This is a genomic window from Pontibacter oryzae (assembly GCF_003576375.1).
Lineage (GTDB): Bacteria > Bacteroidota > Bacteroidia > Cytophagales > Hymenobacteraceae > Pontibacter > Pontibacter oryzae.
The window spans coordinates 251,767-267,222 of sequence record NZ_QWGE01000003.1 but is presented as its reverse complement, the minus strand read 5'-3'; the positions used below and the strand labels follow the sequence as shown (position 1 = coordinate 267,222).

Below are 15,456 nucleotides of genomic sequence, written 5' to 3'. Positions count from 1 at the left end.
TGATTTGTCTGTAATAAAATCTGATTTGCGCCTACTAACTGGTCAAAGACCTTTAGCCGCATGACAGTAGATTTCTATGGCAATTTTATTCTGGAAAACATAGGCATCATTAATAAAATATGCCGGGCGTACACCGATACCGAACAAGATTATGAAGACTATTTTCAGGAAGTATGCGTGCAACTGTGGCGCTCGCACAGCTTTTTTGAGGAGAAGGCGGCCGGGTTTACCGGTTGGCTCTCAACGTTTGCCTAACGCTGTTTAAGAAGGCTAAAAAAGCACCCCAGGAAGTTGAGGTACATAAAACCGAGCCTATAACCGAGCGCCGGGCACTGCGGAGGCAGCCCAGTTGGATGTGCTTTATAATGCCATCAAAAAGCTCAAAGAAATAGACCGGGCAATCATCATCCTATACCTGGAGGATAAAAGCTACAAAGAAATTGCCGATGTGCTGGGCATAAAAGTTAACCTCGTTGTCGTGAAAGGATAGCGTATTGGTGTACCACCGCCGACTTTAGAAGTATGGCCAACAGTATGATAAAGCACTAACTACACGCTGGTGGCTGGCGCGGGTGCCTTGCTGCTTGGCTTGCCAATGTTCGTGTTTATGCTGGAAGTAATGGGGTTGCCGGTGCAGGCGTTTTACAGCGCAAGCATAAAAGTACAGGCTTTGTTGTGGCTTGCCGGTGGCCTTGTGTTTTAAGGCATAAGTATAGGTACCTACCGCCTGAGCGTGCAGGTAATGTATGAACAAAGGCTCCGGAAGATTGACGAAATGATTGCAGACCTAAGCCGGCAGGAAGTATAAAGCCAACCTAGCGCTCCACCACAGGGCGCACGCCACGGGTCATTTCGCGCTTGCCCGGAGGGCCCGGCAATGCCTCCACCATAAAACCGGCCGCTTTCAGGCTGCGCTTAAAAGAACCTTTGGCGCAATAAGTAACAAGTATGCCGCCGGGCCGGATGGCGTTGAAAAGTTTCTTGAACATGGCATCGCTCCAGAGCTCGGGCTGCTTTTCGGGGGCAAAGGCATCAAAGTATACCACATCGTAGTATGAGTTGGGCGCCACAAACTCCTCCAGCGACTCATGCATTTTCTGCAGCGTGAAGTACGGGATAATTTCTGCTGGCTCGTTCCAGGGGGCGGCGTGCAGCTGGTAGAAATAATCGTGCAGCTCGGGGTTCAGGATGATGTTCTCGTAATTAAGCTGGCGCACCGTTTCCTCGGGCAGCGGGTATTTTTCCAGCGTATCGTACTGTATAAAAGCTTTTTTAGTAAGCGCCGCCGGGAAGGAAAGTATGGCATTCAGGCCAGTGCCGAAACCAACCTCTAGCACCTTCAGGTCTTTCTTCTGTTCCAGAACATGCTCCAGCCCATGCCGGATAAAAACATGCTGCGACTCCTGCATGGCACCGTGCACCGAGTGGTAATGCTCGTTTAGTTCGGGCACATACAGGGTGTTAGAGCCGTCTTTGGTCTGTCGTATTTCGAGGTGCATGTTTTATTGTGTTACTTTACAAATGTACGCAAAGCAGTGCAGAGGCTGCAATATATAAACGTCAGAATTTAAGAAAATAAAAGTATAACACCGGCATTGGCTGCCGCTAAGCAAAAACACATGGCAAGAGTAACCGTCCGCATCCCCGACCATAGCCACTTTAAAGCCACCATTCCGGTGCGCGTAACCGACCTGAACTACGGAAACCACCTCGGCAACGATGCCCTGCTCTCGATCATGCACGAGGCGCGCATGCAGCTGCTGAACCACTTTGGCTGGAGCGAGCTAAGTATAGGCGGGGCAGGTATGATTATGGCCGATGTGGCGATAGCGTATAAGGGCGAGGGCTTTTACGGCGATGTGCTGCACATAAACCTCGCCTTTGATGACCTGAACAAGTATGGTTTCGACATTACCTACCACATCACCAACCAAAACGGTAAAGAAGTGGCGCGCGCCAAAACAGGCATGCTGTGCTTTAACTACGAGCAACGCAAACTAATGAGCCTGCCCGCCGAAGTAAAAGCAAAGATTGAAACTAATGCAGGAGTATTTTTGTAATTTTGCCGTATGAGTTTGATTGCAGATATAAATATCCTGAATAAGAAGGACATCCGGAAGCTGTCGCTGGACGATCTGAAGGCGTGGCTGGTGGAGAACGGGGAGAAGCCTTTCCGTGCCAAACAAGTGTATGAGTGGCTCTGGAAGCATTCGGCACAGTCGTTTGCGGAGATGAACAACGTAAGCCTTGCCCTGCGCGAGAAGCTAGACCAGCACTTTACGGTAAATGCCGTGCAGGTGGCCACCCAGCAGCTGAGCAACGACGGCACTATAAAATCTGCCTTCAAACTGCACGATGCCCACATAGTAGAAGGCGTGTTGATTCCGCATGACGAGCGCAAAACCGCCTGCGTGAGCAGCCAGGTAGGGTGCTCACTAACTTGCAAGTTCTGCGCCACCGGCTACATGGACCGCGTGCGCAACCTCGATGCCGCCGAGATCTACGACCAGGTGGTGCGCATAAACGAGCAAAGTATGAAACAGTACGGCCAGCCGCTTACCAACATTGTATATATGGGTATGGGCGAGCCGATGCTGAACTATGCCAACGTGATGAAGAGCATTGAGCGCATTACGGCACATGATGGCCTGGGCATGGCGGCGCGCCGCATTACAGTAAGTACCGCAGGTATCGCCAAAATGATAAAGAAGATGGCCGATGATGGCGTAAAGGCTAACCTGGCCCTTTCACTGCATGCCGCCAATGATGAAAAGCGGAACCAGATCATGCCGATAAACGAGACAAACTCGTTGGAGGCCCTGACCGATGCCCTGAAGCATTACCACGAGGTAACTGGCCGTAAGGTAACGTATGAGTACATCGTGTTCGATAACTTTAACGATACCGCCGCTGATGCCGAAGACCTGCTGCGTTTCTCTAAGATCATCCCGTGCAAGATCAACATCATCGAGTATAACCCGATCGAGAACGCCGACTTCCAGAACACCGACGATGACCGCCTGCAGAAGTTCATTTACTACCTCGCCGACCGTGGCCTGCAGGTGAATGTGCGCCGCAGCCGTGGCAAGGACATCGACGCCGCCTGCGGGCAACTGGCCGTGAAAGAGAAGACAGCCTAGCTTAGCGTAGCACGTAGCACGTATCAAGTAGCACGATGCACATAGGGATTAACTAACCTGAGTAAAAGTATAAAAGAGCGGCACCTGCGAATAATACGCAGGTGCCGCTCTTGCTTTTTATGTGATGTATACCGGGCGGATGTGTTTTGGCCGCAGCACACCTCTTTTCATACCGCCAGTTTGTAACTGGTGGTTAGGAAACTTGCCAGTTTGCAACTGGCGCAAGTATATTTTTGCCAATTACAAACTGGGCCGAACTTAGCCATAGGTTGCGCTCTCGCTAAACCTGAGGCATGCATCGTGCTACCTGATACGTATTACGTGCTACGCAAAAGCCTACCCTTCAAACCTGCCTTCAGAAGGCGGCCTTCCGCTTTTCTTGTCTTGGGGGTCTTTGTGTACCTCGCGCTCTTCCACGAACACGGCATGGGATTTCGGGTGGATGCGCTGGCCATACTTGGTGGCATACTGCTGCGTAAACTCAGCACCGTAAAACACGATCATGGAGGAATAGTAGATCCAGACGAGCAGCACGATAATGGAGCCCGCCGCACCATAGGCAGAACCTGGGTCGGAAGTGCCGATGTATAAGCTTATCAGGAACTTGCCCAGCGCAAAAAGCAAGGCCGTGATCAGCGCTCCGATCAGAGTGTCTTGCCAGCGGATGTGCGCATCCGGTAGGTATTTAAAGATCAGCCCGAACAAGAGCGTTACCAGCCCTACCGATACCACAAAATCTATCAGCTTTATCACCCAAACGCCAATGCCCGGCAGCTGGTCCGACAGGAAATCGCTAAGCACCGAGATGCCTGTGCTTATCACGAATGAAATCAGCATGAGCAGCGCAATGCTCAGGATTATACCAAACGAGAACATGCGTACTTTGGCCATTTGAAGGATGCCGTTGGTTGGTTTTACCTTTAGGTTCCAGACGCTGTTAAGCGACTCTTGCAGGGTGGAGAAAAACGTGGTGGCCGCAAAAATAGTAGTGCCAATACCAACCCACAACGCCCACCCCGACGATTCGGCCATCGACGCATTTTTAATAACGCCTTGTATGGCTTCGGCTGCATTAGGCCCGATAGCTTTGGAGATAGTGCTGGCAAGCTCCCCGGACACAGCCTCCTCGCCCAAAAACAGACTTGCCACTTTTATAAGTATGATCAGGATAGGCGGGATGGAGAAAATGGCGTTAAAAGCTAGGGCAGCCGCCAACCGCAGCGATTTATTGTCCAGGAACTCGATGCCAGAGGTCTTGAGCAGCCCAAAAATCTCTTTCGGAGTATAATTATTTGCCATAGGCGGTTTTGCAGTGTTTGGTATACCTAGATGGATACGGCAGCACTTTGTGTTGGGTTAAAAACAAGCTGAAGTAAGCCTAAGGCCGATAGCTTCTAAAGTATAAATCCGTAACTTAAGGCACTTTAATAAACTATACTCATATGTTATCGAAAAATTTTCTGAAGCCTCTTTTTATACTTTGCCTTGTGGCTTTACCCATCATAAACGCTGCTGCTCAATCAGATGCTAAAGCCAAAGCAATTGCCGCAAAGGTGATGAAGAAAATGGGCGGACAAAAAGGTTGGGACGATACCCGCTACCTTGCCTGGACCTTTAACAACCAATACCAGGTCTGGGATAAGCACCAAAACCGTTTCCGGTGGGAGAAAGACAGCACAATAGCCATCATCGATACCCAAACCAAGCAGGGCAAAGTATACGTGGCAGGCCGGGAGTTGCAAAACCCCGAGGAGAAGCAGAAGATGCTGGACCGCGCTTACGCCCTGTTCATAAACAACTCTTACTGGCTGGTAATGCCCTTTAAGCTACAAGACCCGGGCGTTACGCTAAAGTATGTAGCAGAGCAGCAAACCATGGATGGCGCCAAAGCCGATGTGCTGCAAATGACCTTTGAGGAAGTGGGCCTGACGCCACAGAATAAATACCACGTGTGGGTAGATAGAAACTCGGGTTTGGTAACGCAGTGGGCCTTTTTCAGGAATTTCGAGGACAAGGAGCCATCGTTTACCCGCCGCTGGAGCGATTACAAAGACTACGGAAGTATAAAGCTAGCCAGCGACCGCAGCAACCCGCAAAGCGACTTCAAACTCACGCATATTGCCGCGCCAACCGCTATTTCAGATTCCGTTTTCAACAGCCCAACGCCGATGGATAAGCTCTAGGTTAGAGGTTAGGTTTTAGACATAAGACGTTAGACATTAGATTTTGTGTAACGATTAATGAAAAAGCGATTGAGGCTCCCGTAATGGCAGCCTCAATTGCTTTTTCATTTGTCTAAGGTCTAGCGTCTAAAATCTAACGTCTAAAAAATTAAAACTTATCCACGGTTGCGGTTAGCGTGCCTTTGGCGTTAACTACAGCTTTAATGCCGTCTGCGGTTAGGTAAATGTTATCTGGGGTGATCTCTTTTATACTTCCGCGCAGCAGCACCGACTCATGCACACGGCCCTGCTGGTCCAGGCTGGCTTGCAGCATTTTCCGGGCGTTCTCTAGCTCGGTTCTCACGGGGATGTTTACCTGCTGCTGAATCATATCCTTAAACTTGTTCTTGGCGAGCCAGCTGGCGGTACTTAGCAGTTTATCTTTCGTGTCGAGGTCGTAGTCTACGTCGCGCACCTTAATGGAGGCGGTTTCGGCATCGTAGTATGGCGTGCCGCGCAGGTATACTTTGCCTACGATCTTCTTGGTAAACAAGCCGGCTTTGGTTTTGCCGTTCACGTCTAGCATCATAATCAGTTGGTTGCCGCTTGGGCTGATGGACGCATCGTTTACAGTGAGCTGGCTTTTGCCTCCGTCGAACTTGTAGGTCTGTTTGGCTACCTGCTCCTGCAATAGTTTACTGGCGTGCGCGTACGGGATATTTGCCGTAAGGCCAATCTGTATCTCATCGCTCAGGCGGCTATCCACAATAAGTTTAGGCAGGTTTCTGTTGACCTGCGTTTTTGGTTTGCCATCGGTGGTAACGGCAATGTATGAGGTAATGCCGAGGCGGGTGTTCAGGGTGCCGTTCTTGGCTTGCAGCGGCGCCATGCGTACTTCTTTGGGCACCACGCTTAGCCAGGCGTTCATAGCATCGTCCAGCTTTACAGGCTCCTGCAGCATCACCCAGGCCTCGGTTACATACTTTTTCATGTCGAGGCGGCTTTGCAGCTCTTTGTCCAGTTGCTTGGAGAGCGTGCTCATCTGGTTGCGCAGGGCAGGTTCCACAAAACGGGCAAGCCCGATCTTAAGGGGGCCAAGCTCCAGCACCGGTTTTGTGTTGCCCCACTCAAAATCGCCGCTGGTTATGGTGTTAATGCGGTAATCCTCCGTCAGGCCAATTCTGCTTTCAGTGTTAATCACCATATCGAAGCTTGTGTCTTCAGTTTTATCGATGGCGGGGCACAGTTTGCAAGGGTCCCATTTCCATCGGCCTTTGGCGTAGATATGCAGCGGCACCGAGAAGTATATCTTATCCTTATCGGCCCGGATGCTCATGCGACCCTTCTTGGTCACGGTTACGGCCACGTTGTCGTCGTTCAGGTTGGTATCCTTGTACAGCACCCCCGAAAGCTCCTGGTTTAGCTTGTCCTCCATGGCCGCGATAGAAATTGAAACTGGCACTGAGATGGAGGAGAGCTGCGGTTTATAGGCCGGTGCGCCAAGCGCCGTAGCGTCCGGGGCGGCTGTGTTCAGTTTATCGGTGCTGGAGCAGCCAGGCATGGCAAAGCCGGAGGCTATGAGTAATAGGAGCACTAAGCTCTTGAGAAGGTGGTTTTTATACACGTTTTAGCTGATTTTAAAAAAGCTGCGCAAGTTAGCACAGGTTTCTGAAAACAGCTATAGGCGCTGGGGCGTTCCGAAATAGTCAGGGATATTTATTTCAGGCGAACCAGGATCTCTTTCACTCCTTCCTCCGTCGAGATAATGCCGCAGTCGCGCAGAGTGCCGTTACGGTACGTGGCGAAAAATGGTGTGCCGGTTAGCTTTACCTCCTTGCTCGATACAGGGTTTTCTTTAGCGTGCATGCGCACAAACATGATGTCGGTATAAGCCGGGTCGGCGGCAAGCCGGGCAAAGGCAGGCTCCAGGGTTTTGCAAATAGGGCAGGATTCGTCTACAAACTTTACGATTACCTTATCTCTCTCAAAAATCAGCTTTCTCAGGTCGTTGTCTGTGGCTTCTGTAATAGTCATGGGTATGTGTGGCGCTAATTTGCTAAGAAGTATAGACGAAGGCTGGCCGCTATTGGTTAAAAAAAGATGAGTTTTTGAACATGCCTTCTGTTTGAGCAAAGCTACATGTTGCACTGAACTTATTCTTTCTCCAGCACCCAGCTTTTATACTTTACCTCAGCCTGATGCATGGCTGTGGCCAACTCCGCATCATTCTTAAACTGGAGCTGGTAGAGCTCGCGGTATTCCAGGCTTACCTCCAGGTGGGTTTCTGCGAAAGGCCACGGGTTTATACTTACCGTTTGGCTGGGCAGCTGCTTCACAAAGTATGATTTGCCATCTGGGCCGGTGGTAATCTCTAGCGTGCGCTCATCGGCGGGTAGCTCGTTGCGGCAAAGTATAAGCGAGAGGCGGTCGCACCACTGCAGGATGGCGTAGGCTTGCTGGGGCTGCTTTTTAGTGAGCTTAAGCGTTTTCCTGCAGCTCTCCTGCAGCTCTAGTTGCGCATCCAGGAAGGTATCGGTGGTTTGGTTCTCGCCGCGGCGGCTTTCGTACAGGTAAATCATGTGCATGGAGGTGAGCAGCGTTACCCAGCGGCCCTGGAAGCGTACGGCATCCATCAGGGCATGGGCTTGCTCCAGGGTGTTAGGCTGTAGTGTAAAGTCGGCGGGCGCGCCAGCTGGCGTTAGGCCATCTTGCCCGTGCCAGGTGCGCTGGCGGTTGTCGTGGTTGGCAATGGCTACCAGCGTTTCTACCCAATGGGCGCATTGCAGTTCGGGCTTAAGATAATATGCTAACTGGGCAGCCAGCATACCGTGTGCCTGCTGGTAAATTACTTCCCAGCCTTGGGGTGTTGCGTTTACAATCATGCTCAGGATTTTGAGGGTAATAGGAGTGACCAGGAGATTATACTTGTAACGCGCGTGCAGGTTTGGAAAGCAATTTATACGTTGCGCCAGTTTGCCAACTAGAGGCTGCCTGTAAAGCAAGAGAGGCGATACTTTCGCATCGCCTCTCTTGCTTATACTTTATACTATGCAGCCAGATTTAAGCTGTTTGCTCCTGTTTCATCCTTTTAAGGTTTAGCAGCATGTCCTCGGTCATGGCATCCAGGGTATAGCTTGGGTTCCAGCCCCAATCCTGTTGGGCAGCGCTGTCGTCTATACTTTGTGGCCAGGAGTCGGCAATCTGCTGGCGCGAGTCTGGTTTATAGATGATCTCGAAATCCGGAATGTGCTTTTTAATGGAGGCCGCTATTTCCTGTGGCGAGAAGCTCATGGCGCTCAGGTTATAAGAGTCGCGCACTTTTACCTGCTCTGCCGGGGCATGCATCAGGTCAATAGTTGCTTTCAGGGCATCGGGCATGTACATCATCGGCAGGTACGTATCCTCGCTCAGGAAGCACTCAAACGCCTCGCCATCCAGGGCTTTGTGGTAAATATCCACGGCATAATCAGTGGTGCCGCCGCCAGGCAGTGCTTTGTAGCCGATTAGGCCAGGGTAGCGCAGGCTGCGCACATCCAAGCCATACTTCTGGAAGTAATACTCACACCAGCGCTCACCAGCCTGCTTGCTGATGCCGTACACAGTGTTTGGGTCCATGATGGTTTGCTGCGGTGTGTTCTGGCGTGGCGTGCTTGGGCCAAAGCAGGCAATAGAGCTAGGCCAGTAGACACTGCCTACCTTATGCTCCAGAGCCAGGTCCAAGACGTTAAACAGGCCATCCATGTTCAGTTTCCAGGCAAACTTCGGATTCTTTTCGCCGGTTGCCGAGAGCACTGCTGCCAAGTGATATATTTGCTTAAATTTGTACTTGCCGGCTATGCTGGCCAGCACGTTTGTATCCAGCACATCCACTTTCTCAAATGGGCCCGAATCGCGCAAGTCAGCTTGTTTTGGCGGTGCGATATCTGCTGCCACTACATTTGCCTCCCCATACATGCGGCGCAGTTCCATTGTTAGTTCTGAGCCCAGTTGCCCGCAGGCACCAATCACCAATACCGTGTCACTTGTGTTTGCCATAAGCTAAATCAAAATCTTTGTACAAAGTAACCGAATTCGGTGCAATCCAAAAAATATACTTCCGAAGAAAGCATGCAGGACCTAGTGCGTAAACAGCAGGAACGTTTATAATAAGAGAGCGCCTGCCAGGAGCAAGCGCTCTCATGCAACTAATCTAACTTTAACCTGTATTCACCTTGGCAATAAAGGTAGGCGAGCCATGTGGCGCAGGAAAGCGTTTGAGGCAGATTTGATGATTAGATAATACAGTTAAAACAGGCGTAACATGAACCAAGTGCAGCCCGCGGATTTTCTTATCTTTGTACTAAGAAGTTGATACAAGACATGAGTTTAGTAGCCTGTAGCAGGCTGTAACCGTAAACCGCATCATAGTAAGGCTGTATTGCATGACGTTTGAAGAGTATCTTATAAAGAAGCGGATAAATAAGGCGGCTTTTGCGGCTGCAGAACCCATGCGTTTTGTGGCATGGCAGGAGATGTATGCACAAATGCACCCCAACAGCTTTCAGGTGCAGCTAAAGATGGTGCTGAACGATGTGCGCCTGCGGTACCACTTGGCGGAGGAGGATGTCCCTAAAGCAGCGCCAGCGGCGGCGCCACGGCCGGCAGCCCGTAGGGCAGTTGCAGCCGCTAAGCCAACACCTGCCGAGACAGCACCGACGCAGCAACCACCTGCCGCCACACCTGCGGAAAGCGCTCCAAAGCCAAGGCCAGCGGTGCGCCGCCCTGCAGCCATCCGAAAACCTGCCGAGGGCGAAGCATTGGAGAAGCCAGCCGCTGAGGCAGCTAGTACCACCGAGGCACCAGCCCCGCGCCCTAGACCAGTGGTGAAGCGGCCGGTTATAGCTAAGCCGAAAACCGAAGCGGATGAAACTGCCTCCGTTCCTGAAAATAGCGAGGCGACTAAGCCTGCGGCACGGCCAAGACCGATGATTAAGCGCCCGGCCGCGCTGCAAAAACCAGAAGAGGAAAAAGATGCCGCAGCACCTGCTGAACCAAGTATAAACCCAGCCGCCCAGGAGCCCACTGACGCCAAACCAGCCAGGCCGCGCCCTGTTATAAAGCGCCCGGCTGCGCTGCAAAAGCCAACACCCGATGCGGAAGCCAAGCCTGAGCCAACTGCGCCGGATGCAAGTACTATCGAGGAGCAGCCAAAAGCGCCGCGCCCAAGGCCGGTTATCAAAAGGCCTACCGCCTTGCAGCAACCGGAAAAAGCCCCGGAGCAAAAGCCTGAAAATGAGTCTGCCGCTAAACCTGCTATTCGCCCGCGCCCAGTTATTAAACGGTCAACAGCCCTGCAAAAACCAGCAGCAGAACCGCCTAAGCCTATAGACGACAACCCTGCGGAGGAAGCTCAAAGTATAGCCGCGCCAACGGAGGAAACACCAAAGCTACCGCGCCAAAGGCCGGTCATAAAGCGGCCAGCGGCCCTGCAAAAGCCTGCCCAAGAAAGGGAAGGGGAAGCAAGTATGGATCAAGCGGAAAATAAAGCGGCACGTGAGAAAACCGACACAGCTGCAGAAAACCCAACGCCGAAGCCCGCGCGGCCACGGCCCATCATACGCAGGCCACCGCCAAAGCCCGACGATACCGGCGAGGCGACCGGCCTGTGATCATACTATAAAAGAGAAAACAACGAGCAACGTATAACGAGAAACGAAACTATGTACGAGACTTTAAAACCAGACCTAGAACAACAGCTTGCCGAGATTAAAGAGGCAGGATTGTATAAGCAGGAGCGCATTATCACCACGCCGCAGGGCGCAGACATCGATACCACGCAAATGCACCATGTGCTTAATTTTTGTGCCAACAACTACTTGGGCCTGTCTGCGCACCCGCGTGTAATTGAGGCGGCCAAGGAGGCCATTGATACGCATGGCTACGGCATGAGCTCGGTGCGCTTTATCTGCGGTACCCAGGATATACATAAAGAGCTGGAGCACAAGATCTCCGAGTTTCTGGGCACCGAGGATACCATACTTTACGCGGCCGCTTTTGATGCCAACGGAGGCGTGTTCGAGCCGCTGTTCGATGCTGAGTCAGCGATTATCTCTGATGCCCTGAACCACGCCTCTATTATTGATGGTGTGCGTTTATGCAAGGCGCAGCGCTTCCGCTACAACCACAACGACATGGCCGACCTGGAAGCCAAATTGCAGGAAGCCCAAAGTGCAAAACACCGCATTATCGTAACAGATGGCGCTTTCTCGATGGATGGCACCGTGGCCCAGCTGGATAAGATCGTGGAGTTGGCTGACAAGTATAAAGCCCTGATTATGGTGGATGATTGCCACAGCTCCGGTTTTATGGGCAAAACAGGCCGCGGCACGCACGAGTACCACAACGTAGTGGGTAAAATCGACATCATTACGGGCACGCTGGGCAAGGCGCTTGGCGGTGCGATGGGCGGCTTTACCTCTGGCCGAAAAGAGATCATCGATATGCTGCGCCAGCGTTCGCGGCCATACTTGTTCTCTAACTCGCTGGCCCCGTCTATTGTGGGTGCATCTATTGCAGTGCTGGACCTGCTGAGCTCTACCACTGAGCTGCGCGATAAACTGGAGTGGAACACCAAGTACTTCCGTGAGCAGATCACGGCGGCGGGTTTCGACATTAAGCCCGGCGACCACCCGATTGTGCCGGTTATGCTTTACGATGCCCCGCTGGCGCAGGAGTTTGCCGCCCGCATGTTGGATAAGGGCATTTACGTAATCGGTTTCTACTACCCGGTAGTGCCAAAAGGCCAGGCGCGCATCCGTGTGCAGCTATCCGCCGTGCACGACAAAGAGCACATCGATAAATGTATCGCCGCTTTCGTGGAAGTTGGCAAGGAGCTGGGTGTGATCAAGTAAGTGTAAACCCATACTTCAAGTATAGAAAAGCCACTCCTGTTATGGGAGTGGCTTTGTTTTTTTATAACTTGTACCGGTAAAGAAGCCGCAGAAAGTATGAATAACATTAAAATAAAGCCGGGGCAGGTGTTACTGGGCACGGTGCTGTCGTGGATGGTAATATCGTTTCTGGCCTATACTACGGCAGGTATTCGCGGCGAGGCCGATATTATGTACACACTGCTGCAGATAGCATTCTACTTCTCACTGCTGCTGTCGGTGGAGGCATACCTGAGCATGCTACTGAACCCACAGTGGACACGCGTGCATATCGGCACTATTCTGCTACTAATCGCGCCGGCGCTGCTCTACCTAATGTGGTTTGTAAGTGAAACCCTATTCTAGCCCATGGAGCTATTTGCACGGAACCCCGAGATTTTCCTACTGGTCACGCTAAACTACCTGCTGGTGGCCATTGCCCTTATTCACCTTATTTTCAAATCTGATTACCCTATCGGCTCGCGCCTGATCTGGGTGGCCATACTGTGGGTGGTGCCTGTGTTGGGTATTGCGGCCTACTGGCTGGTGTGGTATAGGCGGCAAGGAAAACTTTAGAGTTTGGAATGTAGGGTGTTCAAGCGTTAGGGAGGTTGAGGTATACTCTTCACTTAATCTCACGCGAACCGTTTCAGGCATTCTTTCTCAAAAAATCTGCAGCGGACCGCTGTAAGGGCATGTTAAGCATTACTGCCGCGAAGTCACATCTCATAGCTGATCATGGCAAGCTTTTAACTTGAGAAATATAACCATAGTATGCTACTGGCTAAAACAAGTCGAAAGCCTGCTGTGCTTTTATACCTGCGTGGCTTTAAAGTAGCCCTTGTTCAAGGCAGCAAACACTGAAGTGCTGCCTTTCGGAAGCATAAAATTATGCTGCGCTGACTGATTTTTCTGAGACAGCGGCGGCTGGCTTTTGGTCGGTATCGAACAGGAACTGGTTTAGCTTTACGCGCAGATCTGCCGACGAGAGGTTGCGGTATACTTCGCCGTTGCGCACCAAGGCAATCTGCCCCGTTTCCTCTGATACAACCAATACAACGCTATCTGTAATCTCGGTCAGGCCGATGGCGGCGCGGTGGCGCAAACCCATAGAGGCCGGGATTTCCTGGTTTTCGGATACCGGAAGTATGCAGCGTGCGGCTTTAATGCGGCTGCCCGAAATTATAACGGCACCATCGTGCAGCGGGCTGTTCTTGTTAAAGATAGACATGAGCAGGCGCTTCGAGATCACGGCATCGATCAGGTCACCGGACTCGGCGTAATATTTCAGCTCGGAGCTTTTGGCAAACACAATCAGGGCTCCGGTATTTTTGCCTGCCAAGGATTTGGAGGCTTCGATAAAGGGCGTTAGGCTAAGTTTATCGCTCTGCTCGCGGCGCCACGGGAAACTCCTGAAAAAGCGGTCGTTGTTAAAGGCGGTGGTTTTACCGATCAGCAACAGGAAACGCCGTATTTCGGGCTGGAAAAGTATGATGGCGGCCAGCACACCAACGCCCATAAACTGGCCAAGTATGATGGTGAGCAGTTCCATGCCGGCGGCGCGCACCACTAGGTAAAGCAGGTAAATAGAGAGCAGGCCCAGGAAAATCTTAAGTGCCACACTGCCCGTCAGGAGCTTGTACAACTGGTACAGCAACACCGTTACGAGCAGGATGTCAATTATCTCAATCCACCCAATCTCCAAAAAACCTATGCTGAATAAAAAAATCAAAGTTTCGCTTTCTCTAAAAGTATAATTGTTTGCTTCGCTTCTTTTACGTCGTGTACGCGCAAAATGTCGGCACCTTTTGTCAACGCCAGCGTGTTTACCACTATTGTACCCGTTAGGGCATCGGCCTGCTCAATGCCCAGAGTTTTGTATACCATGGATTTCCGGGAGAGGCCGACTAGTAATGGCAGGTCTAAGATACGCAAATCATCCAAATGGCGAAGCAATTCAAAATTATGTTCCACGGTTTTGGCAAACCCGAAGCCAGGGTCCAGGATAATGTCCTTTACGCCCAGTTGTTGCAGCTTGGCTACCTGCACGCGCAGCTCGTCCAGCACCTCTACCGTTACATCCTCATACTTTGCCAGGCCGCTCATGGTTTGGGGCGTGCCGCGCATGTGCATCAGTATATAAGGCACCTGCAGGCGCGCCAATGTTTCAAACATGGCCTCATCCAGAAGCCCCCCCGAGATGTCGTTGATGATGGCGGCACCGGCGTTTACTGCGGCTTCGGCCACGTCAGCACGAAACGTATCTACCGATAAAATCGCTTCCGGGTATTTTTGAAGTATGGCTTGTATTGCCGGGAGTATGCGTTCCTGTTCCTCCTGCGCAGAAATGTCTGCAGCGCCGGGCCGGCTGCTGTAACCGCCAATATCAAGTATGTCGGCTCCATCGGATAGCATTTTTCCGGCTTTGGCAACGGCTTCTTCGGCAGAACTCAGGCGGCTGCCCGGGTAAAAAGAGTCGGGGGTAAGGTTAAGGATGCCCATGACCAGCGGCGCCTCCAGGGAGAGCAGCTTTCCACGGCAGTTTAGTGTGTATTTTTTCTTAAAAAGCGTATCTTTCGCTTCCAATGTTGGCATGTAGGTCAATTATTTTTAAAATTAAAGCTAAAAAGTTGATTAGTCAAACACTGCAAGAATATAATCAGGTAGTACAGCGCTGCAAAGATACATTTGTGAAGAAAACCAAGGATTACGGCACTGCCTGGCGCGTGCTGCGGCTGCCTTCCATCACCGATCAGATCTTTATAAAGGCGCAGCGCATCCGCTCCATTCAGGAAAAAGGAAAACAGCTGGTGGAGGATGATATTAACGGCGAGTTTGTTGGCATCATCAACTACTGCGTTATTGCGCTAATGCAGCTGAACCTGCCTGCGAATGCTCCGCAGAGCCTGTCGGCGGAGGAGGTGGAGCGCGAGTATACGCACCACATCGAGGAGAACATTAAGCTGCTGAACGCCAAAAACCACGATTACGGTGAGGCCTGGCGCGACATGCGCGTAAGCTCCATCACCGATATTATCCTGATGAAGCTGTATCGTACCAAGCAGATTGAGGATAACGAGGGCCAGACGCTGATCTCAGAAGGTGTGGAGGCCAATTACCGCGATATGATCAATTACGCCGTGTTTGCATTGATAAAATCCGGCTTCGCGGCGTAACTTTTCCAGGCTTCTCCGAAAAACAGGGGAGGCGGTGTTACCAGGTGAAGGTACGAGCTGCAAGCTCGCA

19 protein-coding genes are annotated in these 15,456 nt (G+C 51.5%); 11 read left to right on the top strand and 8 right to left on the bottom strand.

Going from position 1 to position 15,456, the window contains the following annotated elements; all coding sequences use genetic code 11:
• Positions 1-60 precede the first annotated feature (60 nt).
• From D1627_RS09940 to D1627_RS18340, 3 genes are all read left to right on the top strand, one after another.
• Positions 61-255: a sigma factor gene (locus tag D1627_RS09940; RefSeq protein WP_119432095.1), complete on the top strand. Its 195-nt coding sequence runs from the start codon at positions 61-63 to the stop codon at positions 253-255.
• 100 nt (positions 256-355) lie between these two features.
• The gene (locus tag D1627_RS09935; RefSeq protein WP_158607169.1) at positions 356-490 is read left to right on the top strand and encodes an RNA polymerase sigma factor; all 135 of its coding nucleotides are present in this window, start codon (positions 356-358) and stop codon (positions 488-490) included.
• A gap of 69 nt (positions 491-559) precedes the next feature.
• On the top strand, positions 560-703 hold the full coding sequence (locus tag D1627_RS18340; protein WP_158607168.1) for a hypothetical protein: 144 nt from the start codon (positions 560-562) through the stop codon (positions 701-703).
• A gap of 112 nt (positions 704-815) precedes the next feature.
• Here D1627_RS18340 and mnmD read toward each other — a convergent pair whose 3' ends face one another.
• A complete protein-coding gene (gene mnmD / locus D1627_RS09930) occupies positions 816-1,499 on the bottom strand; it encodes a tRNA (5-methylaminomethyl-2-thiouridine)(34)-methyltransferase MnmD (RefSeq protein ID WP_119432093.1) in 684 nt (227 codons plus the stop codon).
• Positions 1,500-1,619: 120 nt separating this feature from the next.
• Between mnmD and D1627_RS09925 the strand changes: the two genes are divergently transcribed.
• A complete protein-coding gene (locus D1627_RS09925; protein WP_119432524.1) occupies positions 1,620-2,060 on the top strand; it encodes a thioesterase family protein in 441 nt (146 codons plus the stop codon).
• Positions 2,061-2,069: 9 nt separating this feature from the next.
• Entirely contained in the window at positions 2,070-3,140 is a 1,071-nt protein-coding gene (rlmN, locus tag D1627_RS09920) for a 23S rRNA (adenine(2503)-C(2))-methyltransferase RlmN (RefSeq protein WP_119432092.1), read from the top strand.
• Between the two features lie 336 nt (positions 3,141-3,476).
• Here the strand turns inward: rlmN and D1627_RS09915 are convergent, their stop codons facing one another.
• Complete coding sequence (locus D1627_RS09915; RefSeq protein ID WP_119432091.1) at positions 3,477-4,439, bottom strand: YihY/virulence factor BrkB family protein; 963 nt, start codon at positions 4,437-4,439, stop codon at positions 3,477-3,479.
• 143 nt (positions 4,440-4,582) lie between these two features.
• On the opposite strand from D1627_RS09915, the gene D1627_RS09910 reads away from it, so the two are divergent.
• The gene (locus D1627_RS09910; RefSeq protein WP_119432090.1) at positions 4,583-5,323 is read left to right on the top strand and encodes a DUF6503 family protein; all 741 of its coding nucleotides are present in this window, start codon (positions 4,583-4,585) and stop codon (positions 5,321-5,323) included.
• Between the two features lie 148 nt (positions 5,324-5,471).
• Here D1627_RS09910 and D1627_RS09905 read toward each other — a convergent pair whose 3' ends face one another.
• The 4 genes from D1627_RS09905 to D1627_RS09890 form a co-directional block, all read right to left on the bottom strand.
• Positions 5,472-6,926 (bottom strand): DUF4403 family protein, encoded by a 1,455-nt coding sequence (locus D1627_RS09905; protein ID WP_233555581.1) that lies wholly within the window; start codon positions 6,924-6,926, stop codon positions 5,472-5,474.
• 92 nt (positions 6,927-7,018) lie between these two features.
• Entirely contained in the window at positions 7,019-7,336 is a 318-nt protein-coding gene (locus tag D1627_RS09900; protein WP_119432089.1) for a thioredoxin family protein, read from the bottom strand.
• A 119-nt stretch (positions 7,337-7,455) separates the two neighbouring features.
• Positions 7,456-8,304, bottom strand: a complete 849-nt coding sequence (locus D1627_RS09895; RefSeq protein ID WP_119432088.1) for a DUF3891 family protein — start codon at positions 8,302-8,304, stop codon at positions 7,456-7,458.
• Between the two features lie 58 nt (positions 8,305-8,362).
• Positions 8,363-9,337 carry an NAD-dependent epimerase/dehydratase family protein gene (locus D1627_RS09890; RefSeq protein ID WP_119432087.1) on the bottom strand — a complete coding sequence of 325 codons (975 nt, stop codon included), beginning with the start codon at positions 9,335-9,337 and terminating at the stop codon, positions 8,363-8,365.
• A 386-nt stretch (positions 9,338-9,723) separates the two neighbouring features.
• Here D1627_RS09890 and D1627_RS09885 point away from each other — a divergent pair, with 386 nt between their 5' ends.
• The 4 genes from D1627_RS09885 to D1627_RS09870 all read left to right on the top strand — a co-directional run bounded on the left by D1627_RS09885 (position 9,724) and on the right by D1627_RS09870 (position 12,786).
• Entirely contained in the window at positions 9,724-10,950 is a 1,227-nt protein-coding gene (locus D1627_RS09885; RefSeq protein WP_119432086.1) for a hypothetical protein, read from the top strand.
• Positions 10,951-11,001: 51 nt separating this feature from the next.
• Complete coding sequence (gene kbl, locus D1627_RS09880; protein WP_119432085.1) at positions 11,002-12,192, top strand: glycine C-acetyltransferase; 1,191 nt, start codon at positions 11,002-11,004, stop codon at positions 12,190-12,192.
• Between the two features lie 96 nt (positions 12,193-12,288).
• Positions 12,289-12,576, top strand: a complete 288-nt coding sequence (locus D1627_RS09875; protein WP_119432084.1) for a hypothetical protein — start codon at positions 12,289-12,291, stop codon at positions 12,574-12,576.
• A 3-nt stretch (positions 12,577-12,579) separates the two neighbouring features.
• The gene (locus D1627_RS09870; protein WP_119432083.1) at positions 12,580-12,786 is read left to right on the top strand and encodes a PLDc N-terminal domain-containing protein; all 207 of its coding nucleotides are present in this window, start codon (positions 12,580-12,582) and stop codon (positions 12,784-12,786) included.
• A gap of 313 nt (positions 12,787-13,099) precedes the next feature.
• Here D1627_RS09870 and cdaA read toward each other — a convergent pair whose 3' ends face one another.
• Positions 13,100-13,942 (bottom strand): diadenylate cyclase CdaA, encoded by an 843-nt coding sequence (cdaA, locus tag D1627_RS09865; RefSeq protein WP_119432082.1) that lies wholly within the window; start codon positions 13,940-13,942, stop codon positions 13,100-13,102.
• A complete protein-coding gene (folP, locus tag D1627_RS09860; RefSeq protein WP_199688415.1) occupies positions 13,939-14,805 on the bottom strand; it encodes a dihydropteroate synthase in 867 nt (288 codons plus the stop codon). Before folP ends, cdaA begins: the two co-directional genes overlap by 4 nt.
• A 35-nt stretch (positions 14,806-14,840) precedes the next feature.
• Here folP and D1627_RS09855 point away from each other — a divergent pair, with 35 nt between their 5' ends.
• The gene (locus tag D1627_RS09855) at positions 14,841-15,386 is read left to right on the top strand and encodes a DUF1599 domain-containing protein (RefSeq protein WP_119432522.1); all 546 of its coding nucleotides are present in this window, start codon (positions 14,841-14,843) and stop codon (positions 15,384-15,386) included.
• The last annotated feature ends 70 nt before the right edge of the window (positions 15,387-15,456 follow it).

What these genes read in the sequence shown, in the direction of transcription:
- folP (WP_199688415.1), bottom strand. Translation starts at nt 14,805, where the DNA reads ATGCCAACATTGGAAGCGAAAGATACGCTTTTTAAGAAAAAATACACA.
- D1627_RS09940 (WP_119432095.1), top strand. Translation starts at nt 61, where the DNA reads ATGACAGTAGATTTCTATGGCAATTTTATTCTGGAAAACATAGGCATC.
- D1627_RS09915 (WP_119432091.1), bottom strand. Translation starts at nt 4,439, where the DNA reads ATGGCAAATAATTATACTCCGAAAGAGATTTTTGGGCTGCTCAAGACC.
- D1627_RS09925 (WP_119432524.1), top strand. Translation starts at nt 1,620, where the DNA reads ATGGCAAGAGTAACCGTCCGCATCCCCGACCATAGCCACTTTAAAGCC.
- mnmD (WP_119432093.1), bottom strand. Translation starts at nt 1,499, where the DNA reads ATGCACCTCGAAATACGACAGACCAAAGACGGCTCTAACACCCTGTAT.
- D1627_RS09900 (WP_119432089.1), bottom strand. Translation starts at nt 7,336, where the DNA reads ATGACTATTACAGAAGCCACAGACAACGACCTGAGAAAGCTGATTTTT.
- D1627_RS09885 (WP_119432086.1), top strand. Translation starts at nt 9,724, where the DNA reads ATGACGTTTGAAGAGTATCTTATAAAGAAGCGGATAAATAAGGCGGCT.
- D1627_RS09890 (WP_119432087.1), bottom strand. Translation starts at nt 9,337, where the DNA reads ATGGCAAACACAAGTGACACGGTATTGGTGATTGGTGCCTGCGGGCAA.
- D1627_RS09870 (WP_119432083.1), top strand. Translation starts at nt 12,580, where the DNA reads ATGGAGCTATTTGCACGGAACCCCGAGATTTTCCTACTGGTCACGCTA.
- D1627_RS09910 (WP_119432090.1), top strand. Translation starts at nt 4,583, where the DNA reads ATGTTATCGAAAAATTTTCTGAAGCCTCTTTTTATACTTTGCCTTGTG.
- kbl (WP_119432085.1), top strand. Translation starts at nt 11,002, where the DNA reads ATGTACGAGACTTTAAAACCAGACCTAGAACAACAGCTTGCCGAGATT.
- rlmN (WP_119432092.1), top strand. Translation starts at nt 2,070, where the DNA reads ATGAGTTTGATTGCAGATATAAATATCCTGAATAAGAAGGACATCCGG.
- D1627_RS09875 (WP_119432084.1), top strand. Translation starts at nt 12,289, where the DNA reads ATGAATAACATTAAAATAAAGCCGGGGCAGGTGTTACTGGGCACGGTG.